Raw genomic sequence first — 19,503 nt, forward strand, 5'->3', positions numbered from 1 at the left:
TAGGTAACGGCAAGCGCAGCTCGCTAGTTGTCACGCATTGGCAAGTTGCGCCGTACATCCTTACACCGTCGGGATTTTTGCCAGACGTTTGCGGAAGAACACCATATACAGCGCCGGCACAAACAGCAGCGTCAGCACAGTACCAACACCGACACCGCCAATCAGTACAAAGGCCAGCGGGCCCCAGAAGGTGTCCAGTGTCAGCGGAATAAAGGCCAGCATCGCGGCGAGCGCGGTCAGCAGCACCGGACGGGCGCGGTGAATGGTCGCTTCAACCACCGCATCACGTGGTGCCCAGCCGTCGTTGAGATTGTCGGTGACCTGCTGTGTCAAAATCAGCGTGTTGCGCATCAGAATACCGGCGAGGCCAATCAGGCCAAGCAGGGCAACAAAACCAAACGGCTGACGGAATAGCATCAAACCGAGCGTCGCACCAATCAAACCAAGCGGCGCTGTCGCCAGTACCATCCACATGCCGGTGAACGAGCGCATCTGCAGCATGATAAAAATCAGCATCAGCGCCACCATCAGCGGCATCAGTTTCTGAATAGACGCATTGGCTTTGCCGGACTCTTCGACTGAACCGGCTTGTGTGATGCGATAACCCGCCGGCAGTTTGGCCTGAATATCTGCCAGTTCTGCCCAGATTTTATTCGACACATCATTCGGTTGCGCGCCTTTGACATCAGCCACCACGGCCAGATAGGTCTGGCGGTTGTAGCGCTTGAGCAGCGGCTCTTCGTAATCAATGACCAGCTCACCGAGCTGGCGGATCGACACCGCTTTGCCTTGTGGCGTTTTCAGCTCGATAGAATCCGGTTGCAGCGCTTGCGGCCGCGCCAGCCGTGCCACGACGTCGACACTGCGGATATCTTCACGCAGCTGCGACACGGTCGCGCCACTGAACTGGAATTGCAGTTGCTGCGCAACGTCGGCGGCGGTCAGGCCATAGGCCAGCAGTTGGTCCGGATTGAGTTTCAGCCGCAGCACCGGCATCCGCTCTTCCCATTCCAGATGGGCACCAACCGTATTCGGGTTAGCCGTCATCACATCCTGCACCTGATACGCGATACGCCGCAGTTCTAAAGGATCTTTACCAATGACGCGGAAGCTGACCGGCCAAGGCACCGGCGGGCCAAATAACAGCCGCGTGACACGGACCCGGGCGGCGCTGAATTCGCCGGCATCGATGTGCTGGTGTAACAGATTGATTAAGCGGTCACGACCGTCGGCATCTTTGGCCACAATCAAAATCTTGGCAAAAGATGGATCCGGTTGTTCCGGGTTCGCCGAGATAAAAAAGCGCGGCGCGCCGGCCCCGACAAAACTCGACAGCGATCGTACATCTTCATTGCCTTTGAGCAGTTGTTCGACCTTCAGCGCGACGGCGTCGGTATTGCTGATCGCAGTGCCATGTGGCAGGTAAATACTGACCAGCACTTCCGGCCGATCCGAGCTTGGGAAGAATTGTTTCTGCACGCCTTTGGCCATGCCAAGCACTGCCAGCACAAACGCCAGCACCACAATGCCAATCACGGTTTTTTTGCGGTTGATACACCACTGCACCAACCCGCGCAGTTTGCGGTAAAACGGCGTTTGGTAAGGGTCATGCGCATGGGCTTTGACATCCGGCAACAACTTGACGCCAAGGTACGGCGTAAAAGTCACCGCCACCACCCAGGACACAATCAGGGCAAAACCAACCACCCAAAAAATATTGCCGGTGTATTCGCCGACGCCGGATTTGGCAAAACCGATAGGCACAAAACCGGCAATCGTCACCAGCGTACCAAACAACATCGGCGCTGCCGTGGCCGACCAGGCATAACTGGCGGCACGCACTCGGTCTATGCCTTGTTCCATTTTTACCATCATCATTTCGATGGCGATAATGGCGTCGTCGACCAATAAGCCAAGCGAAATGATCAAAGCACCCAGCGTGATGCGGTCGAGGTTAATGTCGACCATTTTCATCAGCAAAAAGGTGATGCCAAGCGTCAGCGGAATCGCGATGCCAACGACTAAACCGGCGCGAAGACCAATCGCCAGCACACTGACCGCCATTACGACCAGCACCGCAACAAGGAATTTGATTTCAAATAAATCAACGGCTTTAGAGATAGCTTCGGCCTGGTTGGTCAGCTGGTGCAATTCGATGCCAAGCGGCAGCTGGGCCTGAATATCCTGCAGTTTTTGCTGCAGCGCTTTGCCAAGCACCAGGCCATTTTCCCCCGGCTGCATCACGACGCCAACCAATACCGCGGCATCGCCACCGGTGCGGGCCAACAGCCGCGCCGGCTCTTCATAACCGCGGTGGACCAGTGCAACATCACTGAGTTTGACCAGCTTGCCGCCAACCCGCAGCGACAACTGCTGCAGTTCGCTGAAACTATCGGTGCGTGCATCGACCCGCAGCTGTAACCCAGGGCCTTTGGTCTCAATCTGACCGGCCGGCAACAGGCGGCTGGCCGCGCTCAGTTGCTGTTGTACCTCAGCTTGGCTGACACCCAGTGCCGCCAGTTTATTCTGATCAAAATCGATATAAATCCGCTCAGGCCGGTCAGCGATGATCACCGCTTTGAGTACACCGGGCACCATGCTGAGCTCATCACGCAGCGATTCGGCCTGACGGCTCAGATCACGAAACGGCAGACCGGGGGCGCTCAGCGATAACAAGCTGAAATAGACATCTGAAAAGGTGTCGTTGACCACCGGGCCAATCACGCCAGCCGGCATCGAGGTGGCTTCTTCCTGCATCCGTTTGCGGATCTGGTAGAACAAATCCGGCACCATCGCCGATGGCGTGTAGTCTTTAAATTCGATGGTCAGATTGGCCGCGCCCGGGCGGATCTGACTGTCGATTTTGTGAATATTGCGTACTTCCTGAATACGTTTTTCCAGCCGGTCGGCCAGTTGCGCCTGCATTTCTTCGGCAGTGGCGCCCGGCCAATACACCGACACAATCATGGCGCGGATGGTAAAAGACGGATCTTCGGCCCGGCCTAAGGATAAAAAGGCCCAGACACCGCCAATAAAGGCCAGCAAGATAAAAAACAGCGTGATGGCGCGTTCGCGTACGGCCAACACGGACAGGTTAAAGCTCATGGTTGCAGCTCCTGCACGGCCATGCCGCTGCTGAGCAGGTGAGTGCCAAGCGTGATGATTTTGCTCCCAGCCGGCAGGCTGGTTTGTACTGTGGCAAATTCGCCGTCCAGTTTCAGTACTGTGACCGCAGACGGCTGTGCTTTGCCATCGACGACTTGCCATAACTGCGGCTGCGCACCGCGTTCATCCAATGCGCCAAGCGGCACCTGTACTTGCTGCGCGCTGACTGGCAACTGCAGTTGGACCTGCAACACCCGGCCCAGTGCCAGTTCGGCTGGTTGGCTACTCAGGCTATAGCGCGCCTGGCGGGTCAGACTGGCGCTATCGGCACTGCCGGCGGCGCTTCGTAGCGTCAGCGTCAGGTTTTCACTGCCGAACAACACAGTACCTTGCGTTGGCGGTGTGATGTGTTCCGGCAACTGCACTTCAATTTCCGATTGTTGCGCGCTGGCAAGGGCTGCCAGACGTTGGCCGGCACTGACCACCTGACCCGGTTCCGCGCTGATGTCGGTGATGATGCCGGCGCTTCCAGCCGTCAGATTCGCGTAATTCAGGCCATGTTCGGCTTGTTGTAACTGCGCATTGGCGCGGTCCAGATTGGCTTTGGCTTCGTTGTAGCGCAGTTCAACCTGTTCGCTGCTTTGTTCGCTGACAAAGCGTTGTTTAATCAATTGCGCTGTGCGATGTTTTTCCGCCCGGACTGTCTCCAGGCTGGCTTTGGCGGCGGCCTGCGCAGCTTTGGCGACGCGGACCGACTCGGCTAAATCCTTTGGATCCAGTTTGTACAGCAGCTGCCCCTGCTCGACGCGCTGGCCGGCTTCCACCAGCCGCTCTGCGATGCGACCACTGACCTGAAAAGCCACCGGCACTTCGTTGCGCGCTTTCACCACACCGGTTAACACCAGCTGTTGTTGCCCGGCTGGTTGTAATGCTTGGGTCAGCACAGCTCTGGGTTTTTCTGCATTGCTATTGGCAGCAGCGGGATCGGAACAACCGCTCAGCCACAATGGCAGAGACACAAGGGCGAGCAGAGGAAGAGTACGTAACATGGCCACCTCGGGCAGAGTCTGGTATTATTAAACGGCTTCGTTCAGAAATGCATTATTGAACGGCCGCGTTCAATAAACAAGAGAAAAATGATGACAACAACTCCCGGCACATCCCATCTCCCTCAATCAGGCCCTGCAGCAAGCGGACGGCCGGTTGATCGCAATAAGGATATCGCCATTTTGCAGGCCGCGCGGCAAATCCTGTTATTTGAAGGTGCCAGTGTGCTGACGATGGAGGCCGTGGCCGCTAAAGCCGGGGTGTCCAAAGCCACTTTGTATTCGCGCTTTGGCAACCGCAACGCGCTGATTGAAGCAGTGCTGCGTGCCCAGTCTGATTTTTTTGTCGAAAGTTTAAGCCCCGCCGTGCAAAACGCCGCGCAAACCTTTGCCGCATTGGAAAGTTTCAGCCTGCGTCTGCTGCAGTATTTATTCAGCGAAGATCATCTGTGTCTGATGAAGACATTACAGGGGCATCAGGGCATGCCGGAAGAACTGCGGCTGCGGATGTATGAGTTAGGCCCGCAAGCGACCTGTGAGCAGGTTGAAGCCTGGTTATCGCAGGCGCATCAGGCCAAAGTGATTTGTTGTCCGGATCCGGCGCTTAGCTCCGAATTTTTGTTTGGCATGCTGGTCGGGATGGATATGCTGCGCAATATGTTTCAGCAGTCACCGAAGCGCAAACCGACCGATTTACCCGGCCATGTCCGCACTGTGGTGACGCTGTTTTTACAGATGCATCAGTGTGAACTGAATGCCTGTCCGCCAGAGACTAAACCTTAAAACGACCGACTAAGCCGCTTAAATGGCCGGCAACTTCTTTTAACTCATTGATCAGGACATAGTTCTGGTCAGCAATTTGGTCTGCAACCACCGACTGATCATGCAGCTGATGCAGGTTACGGTTGATCTCTTCCGACACCTGCGACTGCTGCTCAGTTGCTGCTGCTGTGCGCAGTGACATACCACTGACTTCTGATGACGATTTCATCAAATGACTAAACACCGATTCTGCCACTTCCGTTTGTTGCACTGAGTTGTCGGCTGATAATTTGCCCCGACGGATGGCATGGGTCGATTCAGTCACCAGTTGCTGCAGCGTATGAATGGTGCCTTTGATCTCTTCGGTGCTTTCCTGCGTTTTCGATGCCAGCTTACGCACTTCATCGGCGACCACGGCAAAACCGCGGCCTTGCTCACCGGCCCGCGCGGCTTCAATCGCGGCGTTTAACGCCAGCAGGTTGGTTTGGCCGGCGATGCCGCTAATCACTTCAATCACACTGGAAATGGCGACCGAACTGTTATTTAACGCTTCGGACAAACTCATTGCGGTGTCGACATCGTCCAGTACGCCACTGATGCTGCCGGACACCGCTTTAATTGATGCAATGCCTTTTTCGGCATAACCGCGTGAATCGTCTGATTCGCGTGCGGTGTCGGAGGCCACTACAGCAACTTCGCGGTTCGCGACGGACATTTCGTGTACCGCGCTGACAATTGAATCTGTCGCGGTATTCAGACTTTGTGTGATGCGTTTGGTTTCATGCACCGACGTCAGCATGTTGCCGGTCACCGCGGCGAGCTGTTCACTGCTGTGCAAAATGTCGGTGATCATCAGCGCCTGCGCATCAAGGAAGCGGTTAAAGGCATCGGCCAGGTCGCGTAACTCGTCTTTGGTCTGCACGCTGATGCGCTGAGTCAAATCGCCTTCGCCCTGTGTAATTTCATCGAGGCGGCGGATGATGGTTTCGACGTTAGATTTAATCGCCGTTGGCATTTTAAAGCTGTACCAGGCCGCAACGGCAAACACTAACAGGCTGATCAGCAGCGCTGTGACTTCAATGTCCCGAACTTCGTTGTTGGCTTCGTCAATGTGTTGTTTGGACAGGTTCAAAGCGAATTCACCGGCGTCGTTATAGATTTTGCGCAGCGCAGCAAACTGTTGGTCTTCCTGCTGCACAAAGGCGGCATCTTTGGCTGCGCCTGCAGCAAAATACTGGTCAGCACTGCTGGTCCAGGCGTTAAATTTCTGGTCAAAATCAGTGAACTGACCGCTGAATTGCGGATATGTCGTCATCAGCGCTTTGTATTGGTTAAAGCGGTCTTTTGCCTGAGCGACGTTTTCCTGATAGTCAGTGTTGAATTGCGGGTTGGCGCCAAGTTTATGTTCTGAAATTGCCAGTTTGGCCTGATACAGATCCCGATCAGCGTTCAGTACTATTGAGATGGCCTGCTGAAAGACGTCAGATTCCTCCTGCACAATGTTCTGCAGCTTTGACACTATCACCGAAGATAACGTCAGGATAAACAACAGCGTGATAAACATCAGCACAGTAGGGACACTGGCTTTAAAACGCAGACCATGATAATTCACACGACACCTCGATTATTCGTTAGAAAATGGAAAAAGTGATGAGTATTCAACAGGTTTACTGAAGTAGTACCCTTGCATGTAGTGAATGTTAATCGCCGTGAGGATCTGCACCTGTTCTGCAGTTTCCACGCCTTCCGCGACAATTTCCCAGCCCATCGACTGCGACATTGAGGCAATGGCACGTAACACCGGCATGCCGCCTTCGCCGATTTTGTCGATAAAGGCTTTATCAATTTTAACTTTATTGACGTGCAGTTCATTGATCACCGACAAAGATGAGTAACCGGTGCCAAAGTCATCAATCGAAATCGCGATACCGACATCGCGCAATTGGTTGGTTTTGTCGATCAGGATATTTTTGTCGACGGTGAATACCGATTCGGTGATTTCAATTTGCAGCAGTTCGGCCGGGACTTGATGCTGGTCCAACAACGCCAGTAAGTCCGGCACAAACTCCTGCTGCTGGAACTGCAGGGCCGACACGTTGACGGCTAATTGCAGGGGCTGATGGCGCTGCAGACTTTCCCGGATCACCAGACAAGCCTGATCCAACACCCAATAACCAATCGGATTGATCAAGCCACTTTGTTCTGCCAACGGGATAAATTCGTCGGGAGTTACCGGTTTACCATCTAACGTCCAGCGCAGCAGCACTTCATAATAATTCTGTTGGACGGCACCCAATCGGATGATGGGTTGAAACACCAACCGCAGTTCCTGATTGCTGATCGCCTGCTCCAGCCGGGTACGTAACATCGATTTGCGCCGGTATTTGCCGGCAATCTGTTCGTCATAGATGGTAAAACCCTCTTTACCGGCTTTTTCGATATTGCCGTACAGGGCGAGGTCGGCAAGATTTATCAGATTGGAGATATCGCGGCCGTGGTCTGGGTACAGCGAAACCCCAATGTTGGCCGACAGTTTCAGCGCATTTTCCTGCAGGCGCAAAGGTTGGGAAATACTGCGCTGTACCTTGTCGACAAAGTCATACAAAGCCGCTTCAGTGATCGGAATGCCGATTAAAAATTCGTCACCACCCCAGCGGCAGCAAATCGCGGGTTCATGGGTCAGGGCCCGCAGCCGGTCGGCAATTTCGCGCAAATATTGGTCGCCGATTTCATGCCCGAGCCCGTCGTTGATGCTCTTTAGCCCAACCAGATCAATCATTACCAGCGCCAGTTTCAATTCGTTACGCCGGCTGACTTCGGTCAGCTCGGAGGCAATTTCGATAAAACGGCGGCGGTTATACAGACCTGTTAGCGATTCAATCTCAGATAAGTGCGACAGCTCTTTCGTGCGCAGCAACACCTCAGTTTCCAGATTGACCAGCAAATGTTCGTGTTCCCGGCGCAGCCGGATCGATTCCAGCGTAAACAAGTAGCTGTTGCGTGCAGAGAAGCTCAACAGACCGGTAAAAATGACGCCGAGGTAGCCAAAAATCACCTGCTCGCCGCCTTGCCATAAAAACCACAGACCAAAAGGCAGCAGGCATAACACGATGTAACTGATGATCAGGGCTTTGTTCGACGACAGGGCATTGGTGACACCGGCGGCAATCGCCGCCAGTGTGGCCAGGATCACGATGAGTTGCTCGGAGTCGGCGCCGATGCCAAACCACAGGCCAAACACACTCCACAACACTGCGGTGGCGATGGCCAGTATGGCAAAACGCTGCAGATTTTTTGGCTGGTATTTTTCCCGTTTGGTTTTCAGACTGTTCCAGCAACGCAGGTCATAGCCACGCCACAACAGCAGACTGATCATCAGCAGCCACCAGATGCCTACGGAGGTATGTTGATTGTGCTGAAACAGCAGCAAACTGGCGGCCGTTGCTGCTACGCCGGTGCCGATCAATCCGGTTTTCAGATTGTTGTAAAGCACATCCAGGGTCCCCTGCAAAGACAGTTCCTGATTCAGCATACAGACAGCAACTCCTGGGGTTTGAATGCACCAAAATATCGCGGTGTTTGCGCAGTTTCTGTGCAAAAAGCCTTGATAGCAATTGAATATTCTCTGGTCTGACCTGAATTGTGACTTGTTCTCAGTCGCACCCCTGTAACGATACAGATTCAGGCCTGTTCCAGAGCACAGTGCAGGTAAATATAGGGCTGGTGGTGGATGTTGATCGCTGCAGCAATTAAAACAACTTGCGACATGCAGCTGTCGCAAGAGGAAAGTGTCAAAGCGTAAAAAGGGGGCGTGTTGAAACGCCCCCCATCAGTCGTATGCAGAACCTAGTTAGCGGCAAGCAAAGCCCGCTGGTCACTAGCTGACGTCCATTTACTACCAGCTTTAAGCGCCCGGGCAGCTCAGATCAGCAGTTGCCGTCGCCGGTGTTAGCCGGATGTTCGACAGAGTCAGTGCGGTGTTGCCGCTGCTTTGCGGGGCAAAGGATGCGAACGAAATGGCCCCCATCTAAGTCACCCCACTGGCTCAACTGCAAAACAAGGTTTAATACTAGCGTTAACAGCGCTGGCGGTATGATTCCGAGCCTGTATCCGGGGTCCCTGAGAAATTGGCAGAAACACTTGCCAAACGCGCAATGATACTTAACTATGCCAGTGAATTTAAAAAGGATTTATCGAATGAATGGAACTCAGATTGTTGCATCAGCTTTTTGTATTTCGCTGTTGTCTGCGTGTGGCAGCGGGGGGAGTGAAACCGCTACGCCAGTAGCACAAAAATTGACCGTTAGCGCACAAACCAGCATCGGCGGCACCATTTTGCCCACGTCGGCATCGGTAGCGTCTGGACAAACGACTACTTTTACCATCACGGCTCAGGAAGGTTTTCAACTGCAGCAAGTTTCAGGCTGCAGCGGTGTGCTGAACGGCTCAACCTACACCACAGGAGCTGTGCAGCAAAATTGCACAGTAACAGCCAGTTTTGTTGCGAAAAAATATCAGTTAACTGTAGCTGCAAACACCGGCGGTAAGGTAGAACTTGCCAACACGGATGTAGCCCATGGCGAACAAACAAAAGTCACTATTGTCCCAGATGCAGGTTACGTACTAGGTCATGTTGATGGCTGTGGCGGTACATTAGCCGGCAACATTTACACAACTGCAAAGATAACGGCGAATTGTCAGATTCAGGTCAATTTTGTCAGCCCCAAATGGCTGGTCAGCACAGCGACCAATTGGCGGGAATATGGCCAGGCCGGCGGCTCGGTCATCCCAAAAGAAAAACTGGTGAGCCAGCAAAGTAGCACTAGTTTTCAAATTGAGCCGTTATCGGGGTTTTCTGTCAAATCTATTGATGGTTGTACCGGTACCATTGTGCGTAATGGTCACAAAGCAACTTTTACCACAGATCCGATTCGAAGTGCCTGCACAGCCTTTGTCCATTTTACCCGCAGGCCGGTTGCTACAGGCATAGTGCCACCTAGGGTGAAGTTAGGCAATGTAATCAGGCTTGATGCCGCCGCAAGCAGTGATGCTGAAGCAGAATTACTAACCTATGTCTGGACTTTAAGTAAAGCCCCTAATGGCAGTCAGGCAAAGCTGGAAAATGCCGATCAGGCAATAGCTGATTTTGTGCCAGATTTGGCTGGTCACTACCAGTTTGGTCTGGTGGTCAATGACGGCTCGGGCGATAGTATGCCTGTTACATTCGAAAGTCATGTCACCTCGGAAAATACCGCGCCTATCCCTCAAGTTTTTTATACCAAACTAAATACCGTTGGCAGCAAAATAACTGTTGATGCATCTAAGAGCTATGACATTGATGGGGATTCAATACAATTTTCGTGGAAGTTGTTAAAGCAGGGGCAAATCTTCCTGAGCGCAGACAACACAAACAAATTTGAATGGTCGCCAGATGAAACGGGCAGCTTTATGTTGCAATTGCGGCTGACAGATAGCCAGGGCAATGTCGGAGCAGATAACTACGTTCTGATCGTGAATGAGCAGTTACCAGTTGAACATCTTCCGCCTGTAGCGATAATTCAAAGCATACCAGAGGCTGCGACGCAAGATACAGTATGGCTTGACGCTCGCGCTAGTACTGGCGAAGCTGGAAAAACACTGAGCTACAAATGGAGTTTGGTGACAAAACCAGAACAAAGTGTCGTCAATCTACAGGATGCAGAAAAACCGTTGGCGAGTTTTATGCCTGACATGGAAGGAACTTACATCTTCAAAGTCAGCATCTCTGATGGCACCCTGATTGACGATGAATCTGTCGCAGTAAATGTGCGGGATACCAGTATTCGGTTGCTGTACGAAAGAGAAGGCGTCCTGACCGAACTACTAATGCCGCTTCGGGATGCTCCTGTTAGCAGAGTAATTGACGAGGAAAATAAAACCATCGATTTTGGTAGATACTACCTAGTCAGCAAAGGCAAAGACTTTGTGATTGAAAACGTAGAAGCCACAGAAGATGGCAATGATGCCAAGGCTTACTTTTATGGGCTATACAATGGCCTAATTATTCCAGCCGGAACCGTGCATGAATTTAGCCCAAGAGCCAGTTTGGTGCGTGGAGTGCCACTGGAGCTTCAATACAAGTTCCGGATAAAAGAAACTAACAAAACAGTATTGTTTGAGAGCTATTTTAAGCTGCCGTAATCAAGCCGGAACATCCATAGACTGTACAACTTTTTGCCACTGACTTATGTGAATTCAAGCAGTTGTAAGTGTTAATAGTAACACCGGTCAGTTCGCAGCATACAATAGCAAGGGCATCTATGAATGGTGTCCTTTTTTTATTTCGAAACGGCGGCGGTACCACACGAATAAAACCGGCGGGTGCCGTTAGCCCAGCGGTGCTTGCGGGATTGGCGCGGGCAGGGGGATCAACCAGCACTGCTTGTCTGCACTGAGTCTGCCCTGCATCAGCTGAGTAACCACTTTGTCGGTGACGGCGACGCCTTGTGCTGCCATAGTCGCGAAGTCGGTCTGGCCATTGTTGGCAAAACCTTTGCGGGTGCGGTGAATATCAAAGCGCCTAGACAGCTTCTGGCCAAACTGTTGTTCTACGCGGTCGGCACCAAGCATCAGGCCATAGAGCCCACCCCAGGTTGCAGCCGGATTGTCGGAATCCCAGCCAGCCAGTACGGCGATTTTTATCGTGTCCTGCATGTCGCCGGCGCCATAAAAATAACTGAGCAGGCTGGCGGCGAAGTTAATGCCGGCAGCAAAACAGCCGTTGCAATACAACTGTTTGGCGCTGATTTGATAGCCGTCTTGTTGTTCCAGCTGGTAACGCCGGTACAAAGCGTCCCGCGCCTGTTCCCACGGCACGCCGGCCTGAAACTGCGCCAGCACAAAGTCATACATTTTGGCCGGATATTGATTGGCCGGCAGTGTTTGGCGCGCCTTTGCGGCAATTTGCAGCAATTCGGCGCGTAGTTTGCTTTTATCCAGCACCAGCTCAGGGCTGAACAACGCTGCGCGGGCATGCAATTCAACATAAAACTGCGCAATATCAGCGGCTTCGCCAGACGCAGTGGTACGGATCGGCAAATACGCCAGCTGCTGCGCGATATCGGGCCGGCCCGGCGCCAAAGCGCCAAACAATTCAGTGGTCAGCTGGGCGTCAATCATGTCGTAATGCGGGTTTTGCGGCGGTAGGCCGGTAAAAGGCGGCAACCAGCCTTGTTGCATCAAATCAAAGGCTTGCTGATTGGACACCCAAAGGAAATTCTCCGGTTTGCCATCTTTGGTGCGATGCGGCGTGTTGTCGTCGCGGTAGATATAAGCCAGCCAGCCGGCACGAATTTGTGCGCCCGTCAGCAGCGGATTGGGGATTTGCAGCAGCAGTTGCAGGTAAATATATTCAATGTCGCTGTCATCATCCGAGCCCCAGACTTGGTCAGGGCCGCGCAGCACCCAGTTAATCGTTGGCGATAAATCACTCGGCACGCCTTGCCCCCAGATGCTGGGTTCATCGGCTTTGCCCCAGTCTTGCCTGGTATAAAAACGCCCGGCGGGGCCAGCGCCGCCGATTTTGTCCATCTCGGTGACCAGCCCGGTCCAGTTGGCGATGCTGAGGCCGAGCCAGAAACCGGCAAGTTTTTCCTGATAGGCCGGCCGCGACAGCGCAAATTCATTGGCCGCGGTGGCAGCGCAGCTTGCCTGCGGCGTGGCGGCGCCAGCCAGTGTGGATGAAAGTAAGCAGCATATCGCGCTGAATTGCGCTATCCGGACGAACAGCCGGCGGGACATGGTTTGTTGCAGCATAGGCATCACAATTGGCATCAGAATTCCGTTTGGAAAGCGCTTTCATTTATCCTGCAGTGTTGTGGGGAGCCTGTCAATCGACGGCCAGCCGGCGGCGCATTGTTGTGATTTTCAGTGTTGGTTGGCGGCAGTGCATTGGCGCGACTCCTGTTACACTGGCACCAATCTGTCCAAACAGCCGTAAGCTATGATCCAAATCACTTCGACTATCGCCATTGATGAAGCTGAAATCGACTGGCAAGCCATCCGTGCCAGTGGCCCGGGCGGGCAGCATGTCAATAAAACCTCAACGGCGATGCAGCTGATGTTTGATATTCAGCAGTCTTCATTGCCGGCGCATTACAAAACGGCGTTGCTGCAAAAGTCCGATCATCGCATCACCGCGTCCGGCAAAATCATTATCAAATGCCAACAAAGCCGCAGCCAGGAAATGAACCGGGAAACGGCGTTGTTGCAGCTGATCGAACTGATTAAATCGGCCGGCATAGTGCCGAAAAAACGCCACGCCACCAAACCAACCTACGGCAGCCAACAACGCCGGCTCGACAGCAAAAAACAACGCAGCGGCACCAAAAGTTTGCGCCAGCAAAAGCCGGGGCAGGATTAAGCCGGCCCTGATTCCCTAGCCGTGCAGGCCATTTCTGCGGTCATGCATTTCCAAATTATCAACATTCAGGTAACTTACAACGCCTGAAAAAAAGATTTTCCAGCGAGACATCGCGCCTGGATGATAGACACAGAGTGAGAAGCACGGAGAGCTGCATGCAGTACCAGAGAATTTTGGCGTTGGGTTGGCTTATAAGCCTCAGTGGTTGTGGTGGTGGAGGCGGTGATAGTTCCGCGCCGGTGACGCCGGAAGTGCCGCAGTATTTGGTTTCAACGCAGGCCAGCGCCGGTGGCAGCCTGAGCCCGGCCAGCACACAAGTTCGGCAGGGGGCGGCCGCCACATTCACCGTCAGCCCGGCGACAGGTCATGAGATTGACAGCGTCAGCGGTTGTGCTGGCAGTCTCACTGGCAATCAATACACCACAGGGGCAGTCAATGCCGCCTGTACTGTCACCGCCAGCTTTAAAAAGCAAAACTTCCTGCTCACAGCAAAAGCCGGCACGGGTGGCACTATCACACCAGCCGAACAGCGTTTGGCTTATGGCGATAAAGCAGAGTGGGCGGTCAAAGCGCAAACTGGCTATCAGATTGACCAGGTGGCCGGTTGTAACGGCAGTCTGAATGGCGACATCTATAGTGTCGCCACTGTCACGGCCGTCTGTGAAGTCAACGCCAGTTTCAAAAAACTCAGTTATACCGTCAGTGCTGCGGCCAATGCCGGCGGAACCGTGACGCCCGCCTCACAAAAAGTTGAGCATGGCAACACCACCACGGTCACGGTCAAACCAACGACTGGTTTTGCCATTAATACCGCTACCGGCTGTAACGGTCAGTTGCAGGGCGAGGTTTACCGCACCGGTGCTATTACCGCAGATTGTAAAGTGGACGCGGTGTTTGGGCCGGCGATGATTCAGGTCACGACCACAACCAGTAGCGGCGGAAAGCTGAATCAATCAAATCCACAAGTAAAATACGGCGAAAGCCTGCAGCTGACGCTGCTGCCGGACCCGGGTTTTGATATCACCACCGCCACCGGTTGTGGCGGCAAATTACAAGGCGCGGTGTTTACCACAGCGCCTGTCACAGCCGCCTGTACTGTTGAGGCCAAGTTTAACGACAACACCATTGTGGTGTTTCCGGATGCTGGATTAGATAAAACTGTGCGGCAGCAGCTTGGCATTGATGAAAGTACGGCTATCACAAAATTGCAGCTGGCACAGCTGACGAAGCTGGTGGTGTCTGCGGGTCAGGTTGTTGATCTGCAGGGCTTACAGTATGCGACTGGTCTGACAAATCTGCGGATCCAAAACAATAAAGTGGTTGATATCTCCCCACTGCAGTACCTGACTAAATTACAGGAACTTTATTTGGGCTATAACCCAATCACTAGTTTTCAACCACTGAGCCCGCTGAAAAACTTACGGTTATTATGGTTATTCGATACGCCGGCTCAGGATTTATCTCCTTTGCGTGGCCTGCAGCTCAGAGAACTTGGGCTTAGCAATAAAGCCGTGCTTGATTTAGGCCCGTTACAAGGCATGCCGCTGGAGTATTTTTATTTGTGGTTCAGCGCCACGACCGACTTAAGTCCGCTGGCCGCGGCTCCGTTACGATATCTGGATGTGCAATACAGCAAAGTGCAGGATTTGTCGGTATTAAAAAATCTGGCCAATCTTTGGGGGACGAATTTGTCCGGTACTGAAGTGACAGATCTTAGTGCGCTGCGTCAGGTCACAAGATTGACTTCTTTGTCATTAAAAAGTAGCCGGATCCAAAATCTGGATATGTTGAATGATCTGGCGCTGGCGCAATCAGCGACTCTTGAAATCTCTGGTTGTATCGATCAAACCGGCTATTCCCGCCATCTGGAACAATTAAAAGCATTACAAACCAGATTAGGGTTAAATCTGGTTCTGGGTAGCGAAAAGCGCAATGATTGTGTTGATACTTTGACGGGCACTAACCTGAGTGTGCAGGCGCAAGTGGTTGATCGCACTTTACAATACAGCTGGCAGATCAGTGGCAACACTTCACCGGTGCATTGCGCATTATATCTGGATCAGGATGACCAGCTACCTGGCACCGCAGCCTCAGCTTTGCAGGCATGTGCTGCGACGGGCACCGCGACCTACAGCGGCCATCAGGCCGACCAATTCCGCCCGGCTATCTGGTTTGATAACGGGATCGGTGGTGAAAAACTGATAAAGCTTGCCGAAGTAGGAACTGCACCGGCACAACCCGCGCTGCAAAGTCTGGATTTAAGCCAAATCACTATTTCCACCAAACCTTTATTGGTAGCTGAGCGTGATGGTCTGCTGCGTTTACATGTCACAGCAGCGCAAAGCCCGGCGCTGTTACCGAAATTCCAACTCGATTTGCAGCTGAACGGCAGTAACCAACTGTTGGATGCTGCAGCACCGAAAAAGCTACCCGCCAGCAAAGTACATCGTAGTCTGACCGATGCCTATCAGGCGATCATTCCGGCCAACTGGATGAAACCGGGATTGCAAATCAAGGTGTTACAGGATGGTCAGCTGGTGCGGACTTATGCGCCGCAATTTGCGCCGGCGCGGCCACTAGCGATCCGCATCGTGCCATTTCAGCTTGGTGACCAGGTGGCGACACTGCCAGATGTCAATGCTGTCAAAAATGCCGTCCGTACATACTGGCCATTCAGTCAGATAGATGTACGCACTCGGGCGCCTTATCAACTGAAAGCTGGCGGCACTAAATCCTCCGCTTATGTGATGCTGCCTGAACTGGCAGATTTGCGCCGGATCGAAGGTGAAGGCGTGTACTACTACGGCTATTTTAAACCTGAGATGGGCGATAATTGCTGTGGCGGTTTAGGCTACATAGGTGCGCCTATTGCCGTCGGCTATGACAGTGACAATGGCGAGATCCTGGCCCATGAACTGGGGCATAATTTTGGCCGGCAGCATGTCGGATGCGGCAATCCGTCCGGACCGGATGACGGTTATCCGTACCCGGTCAACAGCATGGGCTCCGTCGGGCTGGATTTAACTTTAACTGGCTGGATGTCGCCAGCTGATCATAAAGACCTGATGTCGTATTGTGGGCCTAAACATGTGTCGGATTACAGTGTGGCGGCGGTACAGGATTTTGTGCAAACGAACCCGCCGGCAGCATTCCCGACGCCAGCGCAAGCAGTGGTACAGGCTCAAACAAGCAGCAGCGCTTTATACCTCGCCGGCACCTTACAGGGCAGTTCTGTGCAGGTGCGGACCTTAGTACCGTTGTCGCGGGCGCCACGCAGCGAAGCAGCCAGTGGTTACAGCATCCGGGTGTTAAACGAGCAAGGCAGCTGGTTTGAATTTAACCTGCAGCTATTGCAGGTAGACCATCCGACCGACCCATCAGAGCGCCATTTCAGCGTTGAACTGCCGCAGATGACGATTCAGCGCTTTGAGATTTGGCACAGTGGCGTGTTGTTGGCGGTGCAGGAAAATTCCGCTGTGGTGGCGGGTAGCGCCAGCCAAAAACAATATCAGCAGCAACAGAGTCAAAGTCACTTCCAGCTGGACGAAAGCGCCAATCAGCTCTGTGTGAGCTGGCCGGCCGGCAAAGATGCGACACTGAGCGTGATCCACCAGCAAAACGGCGAAGATACAGTGCTGGCATTGAATGAAACGGCCGGCCAATTCTGCCGCGACAGCAGCGCGCTGCCAGCGGGTGGTGACTGGCGACTGATTTGGCGTCAGCAGCTGTCAGTGCAGGAATTCCGTCAGGCACGTTAAGCAGTTGCAGGGATAACAAAGCCGGCGCAATGCCGGCTTTGTGCTTTGGGTTCGAAAAAAACGCAGCGTGCGATCAAAGCCGTCCCGAAGCGATTAATCCGGCAATCATGCCGGCCCAGCCGGCGCCGATGCCGACCACGGTGCCAATCACACAGCCAAGCCATTGCCGGCGTTGTGTTGCCGCTGCTTTGATCGGATCTGCCGCCCGTTCTCTGGCTTGTTGTGGCGCCAGCAGGCGGCTGAGCTGGACCTGCGTGCTCAGCAGCAATAACGTCAGCATCGTCATACAGCCGATTGGCCCCCAGGCGCTTTGCGTCAGCTCATAGGCGGCGACCCAGCACAGACCAAACAACGCCATCCAGACCATAGTGCGGCGGCGTAGCTGGCGCAGTTGCGTTGCTAGTTCTGCGCTGTCAGCGCGGTCTATCGCCGGTTTCATGCCGTAAAACACCGCCGCGATTGCCAGTAAAGCGCCGATGGCGGCGCCACCGAGTATGGCCAGCAATTTCAGTGGGCCTAAAGCTGTGCCCTGAGTGGTCCCCTGAGTGGCAGAATGCGCCATGGTTTGTACAAGCTGATCGGCAGCCATGGCCGCCGCTGGCGGGCTGGCGCTGGCCAATGCCGCGGTTAATGCCGCTGAGAAACCAAGTCCCGGCGCCGTTGATAAAATCAGCTGGCCGTAGCGGTTTAACCATTGTTCTTTCAGCGATTCCCGCACCCGCTGCAGTTTTTTCCGTACATTGGCTTCGCTGATGCCGAGTAGCGCCGCCACCTGGCTGCTGGATTGTTCTTCGCGGTAAAACAGCAGCAAAATTTCACGGCTCTCGGCCGGCAGCGCATCGAGAAATTGCTGTAGCAGCTGCGCTTGTTCGGCCCGGCCATGCCAGAGCTCCGGGTTGGCGTCCGGGTCAACAAATTCGGCCAGCACGGTGTCGGCATCATCGCTATCGAGCTCACGCCGCGCTTTGTGGTCACGCAGGCCGTGAAACGCCTGATAGCGGGTGATTTGCCGGATCCAGGGTAAAAAACTGCTGGCTTCGCGCAGTTGCGGCAGTTGTTGCCAGACATGGATAAACACTTGCTGCGCGATATCTTCGCTGCGGTCTAAGTCTTTAACAATCGCCAGCGCAATACTGCTGACCATCTGGCGGCAGCGGCTGATCAGGCGCTGATAAGCGGCCATGTCGCCTTGTTGTGCCGCTAACACGTCAGGCATTAACTGTAATTCGATGCTGTGATCCATCTTATTTTGCCTCCTGCAGAAAGCTGCGGATTTTTTGATTCAGCCAGGCCGGGTCGTCCAGCATGATAAAGTGCCTTGCCTGCGGGTTGATGTCGAGTTGTGCCGCCGGTAATTTTTCCAGTTGCTGCTGATACAGTGCTTTGACGCCAGCCTGCGCCTGCGGCGGTAAGGCCCCGCTGGCGCCCAATAACAACACCGGCTGTTTGACCTTGCCCAGATGCGGACGTAAGTCGGTGGTCAGCAGTTCCGCCATCACTTGGCCCACAGACGCCGGATCTGACTGGTCCGCCATCGCCAGCACTTGTTGCTGCGCGGTCGGGCTGGTTGCTTGAATAAACAGGCCTTGTGCGGCCGCCTGACTCAGCTGCGCCTGTGTCATGCCGCCATATTGCATGCTGATTTGCGTCGCCTGAGCCTGCATCTGTGCAGGGACTGTGGCCGGGTCGCGGGTAAATACCGGTGCCAGATATGGCAGACCATCCACCGAGACAATAGGGCCAATTTTCTCCGGCGCTTTGCTCGCAAGCGCAAAGGCCAGAAAACCACCCAGACTATGGCCAATCAGCACCGGCTGTTGCAGCTGCTTTGCCTCGATATAGGCCAGTAATTCCTGTTGCACAGTTTGCAGCAGCGATCCTTGTTCTGTTTGTTGGTTTTTGCTGGTGAATGGCGCTTTGCCGGCAAATCCGGCGATATGGATCAAGTGCAGCTGATGGTCTGCTTTCAGTGCATCAACAGTGCTTTGCCACACCGACGGTGCGGACATCAGACCCGGGATTAAAATCACCGGCCGGCCCTGACCAATCACTTCCACACTAAAACTACGTGGGCTGGTTGTTACCTGGCGGCTGGTTGCCGGCGCTGTCACAGCGACAGGGGCGGCCACGGCGACTGGCGTCGCAGCCTTACTATGACCGGACTGGTTCGCCGCAAACACCGCCATCAAAATAGTTGGGATCATCGACAGACCGGCGGCTTTGGAAGATTTGGCACATTTGAACATGTTGAACTCCTTGCGATTGGTGATATCTCCTAGTGCCGTCAACTTCAGTTGCTGTGACAAAAAATTTAAAAATAATTTTTATTCTTATGAATTTAAACAAGTTTATTTTTCTGGGGTCATCTCAAAAGCAGTAGCGGGCTGGCCGCCCAGGCGGTGTGATTTTAGCTTGGTAAGCCAATCGTCTG

At 53.7% G+C, this 19,503-nt stretch carries 11 protein-coding genes; 4 read left to right on the forward strand and 7 right to left on the reverse strand.

The features are described from left to right. Nucleotides 1–60 precede the first annotated feature (60 nt). Together ACQ66Q_RS16470 and ACQ66Q_RS16475 are read right to left on the reverse strand one after the other, a co-directional pair. On the reverse strand, nt 61–3,105 hold the full coding sequence (locus ACQ66Q_RS16470) for an efflux RND transporter permease subunit (RefSeq protein WP_430457788.1): 3,045 nt from the start codon (nt 3,103–3,105) through the stop codon (nt 61–63). Continuing rightward, on the reverse strand, nt 3,102–4,154 hold the full coding sequence (locus ACQ66Q_RS16475) for an efflux RND transporter periplasmic adaptor subunit (RefSeq protein ID WP_430457789.1): 1,053 nt from the start codon (nt 4,152–4,154) through the stop codon (nt 3,102–3,104). Before ACQ66Q_RS16475 ends, ACQ66Q_RS16470 begins: the two co-directional genes overlap by 4 nt. Before the next feature lie 87 nt (nt 4,155–4,241). On the opposite strand from ACQ66Q_RS16475, the gene ACQ66Q_RS16480 reads away from it, so the two are divergent. Next, nucleotides 4,242–4,934: a TetR/AcrR family transcriptional regulator gene (locus tag ACQ66Q_RS16480; RefSeq protein WP_430457790.1), complete on the forward strand. Its 693-nt coding sequence runs from the start codon at nt 4,242–4,244 to the stop codon at nt 4,932–4,934. Here ACQ66Q_RS16480 and ACQ66Q_RS16485 read toward each other — a convergent pair. Both ACQ66Q_RS16485 and ACQ66Q_RS16490 read right to left on the reverse strand, forming a co-directional pair. Continuing rightward, entirely contained in the window at nt 4,924–6,525 is a 1,602-nt protein-coding gene (locus ACQ66Q_RS16485) for a methyl-accepting chemotaxis protein (protein ID WP_430457791.1), read from the reverse strand. The two genes, ACQ66Q_RS16480 and ACQ66Q_RS16485, sit on opposite strands and share 11 nt — an antisense overlap. Before the next feature lie 12 nt (nt 6,526–6,537). Continuing rightward, nucleotides 6,538–8,445 carry a putative bifunctional diguanylate cyclase/phosphodiesterase gene (locus tag ACQ66Q_RS16490; RefSeq protein ID WP_430457792.1) on the reverse strand — a complete coding sequence of 636 codons (1,908 nt, stop codon included), beginning with the start codon at nt 8,443–8,445 and terminating at the stop codon, nt 6,538–6,540. Nucleotides 8,446–9,110: 665 nt separating this feature from the next. Here ACQ66Q_RS16490 and ACQ66Q_RS16495 point away from each other — a divergent pair. Next, nucleotides 9,111–11,093, forward strand: a complete 1,983-nt coding sequence (locus tag ACQ66Q_RS16495; protein WP_430457793.1) for a PKD domain-containing protein — start codon at nt 9,111–9,113, stop codon at nt 11,091–11,093. A 186-nt stretch (nt 11,094–11,279) separates the two neighbouring features. On the opposite strand, the gene ACQ66Q_RS16500 is transcribed toward ACQ66Q_RS16495, so the two are convergent. Continuing rightward, entirely contained in the window at nt 11,280–12,725 is a 1,446-nt protein-coding gene (locus ACQ66Q_RS16500) for an ADP-ribosylglycohydrolase family protein (protein WP_430457794.1), read from the reverse strand. 169 nt (nt 12,726–12,894) lie between these two features. Here ACQ66Q_RS16500 and arfB point away from each other — a divergent pair, with 169 nt between their 5' ends. Further along, nucleotides 12,895–13,314, forward strand: a complete 420-nt coding sequence (arfB, locus tag ACQ66Q_RS16505) for an alternative ribosome rescue aminoacyl-tRNA hydrolase ArfB (RefSeq protein ID WP_430457795.1) — start codon at nt 12,895–12,897, stop codon at nt 13,312–13,314. Between the two features lie 155 nt (nt 13,315–13,469). Next, nucleotides 13,470–17,072: a leucine-rich repeat domain-containing protein gene (locus ACQ66Q_RS16510; protein WP_430457796.1), complete on the forward strand. Its 3,603-nt coding sequence runs from the start codon at nt 13,470–13,472 to the stop codon at nt 17,070–17,072. Between the two features lie 73 nt (nt 17,073–17,145). Here the strand turns inward: ACQ66Q_RS16510 and ACQ66Q_RS16515 are convergent, their stop codons facing one another. Both ACQ66Q_RS16515 and ACQ66Q_RS16520 read right to left on the reverse strand, forming a co-directional pair. Further along, nucleotides 17,146–18,315: an RNA polymerase sigma factor gene (locus tag ACQ66Q_RS16515; protein WP_430457797.1), complete on the reverse strand. Its 1,170-nt coding sequence runs from the start codon at nt 18,313–18,315 to the stop codon at nt 17,146–17,148. Nucleotide 18,316: 1 nt separating this feature from the next. Continuing rightward, a complete protein-coding gene (locus ACQ66Q_RS16520) occupies nt 18,317–19,318 on the reverse strand; it encodes an alpha/beta fold hydrolase (RefSeq protein ID WP_430457798.1) in 1,002 nt (333 codons plus the stop codon). Between the last annotated feature and the right edge of the window lie 185 nt (nt 19,319–19,503).

The organism is Rheinheimera sp., from assembly GCF_965283995.1.
Classification (GTDB): Bacteria; Pseudomonadota; Gammaproteobacteria; order Enterobacterales; family Alteromonadaceae; genus Pararheinheimera.

What these genes read in the sequence shown, in the direction of transcription:
- ACQ66Q_RS16480 (WP_430457790.1), top strand. Translation starts at nt 4,242, where the DNA reads ATGATGACAACAACTCCCGGCACATCCCATCTCCCTCAATCAGGCCCT.
- ACQ66Q_RS16520 (WP_430457798.1), bottom strand. Translation starts at nt 19,318, where the DNA reads ATGTTCAAATGTGCCAAATCTTCCAAAGCCGCCGGTCTGTCGATGATC.
- ACQ66Q_RS16475 (WP_430457789.1), bottom strand. Translation starts at nt 4,154, where the DNA reads ATGTTACGTACTCTTCCTCTGCTCGCCCTTGTGTCTCTGCCATTGTGG.
- ACQ66Q_RS16490 (WP_430457792.1), bottom strand. Translation starts at nt 8,445, where the DNA reads ATGCTGAATCAGGAACTGTCTTTGCAGGGGACCCTGGATGTGCTTTAC.
- ACQ66Q_RS16500 (WP_430457794.1), bottom strand. Translation starts at nt 12,725, where the DNA reads ATGCCAATTGTGATGCCTATGCTGCAACAAACCATGTCCCGCCGGCTG.
- ACQ66Q_RS16495 (WP_430457793.1), top strand. Translation starts at nt 9,111, where the DNA reads ATGAATGGAACTCAGATTGTTGCATCAGCTTTTTGTATTTCGCTGTTG.
- ACQ66Q_RS16510 (WP_430457796.1), top strand. Translation starts at nt 13,470, where the DNA reads ATGCAGTACCAGAGAATTTTGGCGTTGGGTTGGCTTATAAGCCTCAGT.
- ACQ66Q_RS16515 (WP_430457797.1), bottom strand. Translation starts at nt 18,315, where the DNA reads ATGGATCACAGCATCGAATTACAGTTAATGCCTGACGTGTTAGCGGCA.
- ACQ66Q_RS16470 (WP_430457788.1), bottom strand. Translation starts at nt 3,105, where the DNA reads ATGAGCTTTAACCTGTCCGTGTTGGCCGTACGCGAACGCGCCATCACG.
- arfB (WP_430457795.1), top strand. Translation starts at nt 12,895, where the DNA reads ATGATCCAAATCACTTCGACTATCGCCATTGATGAAGCTGAAATCGAC.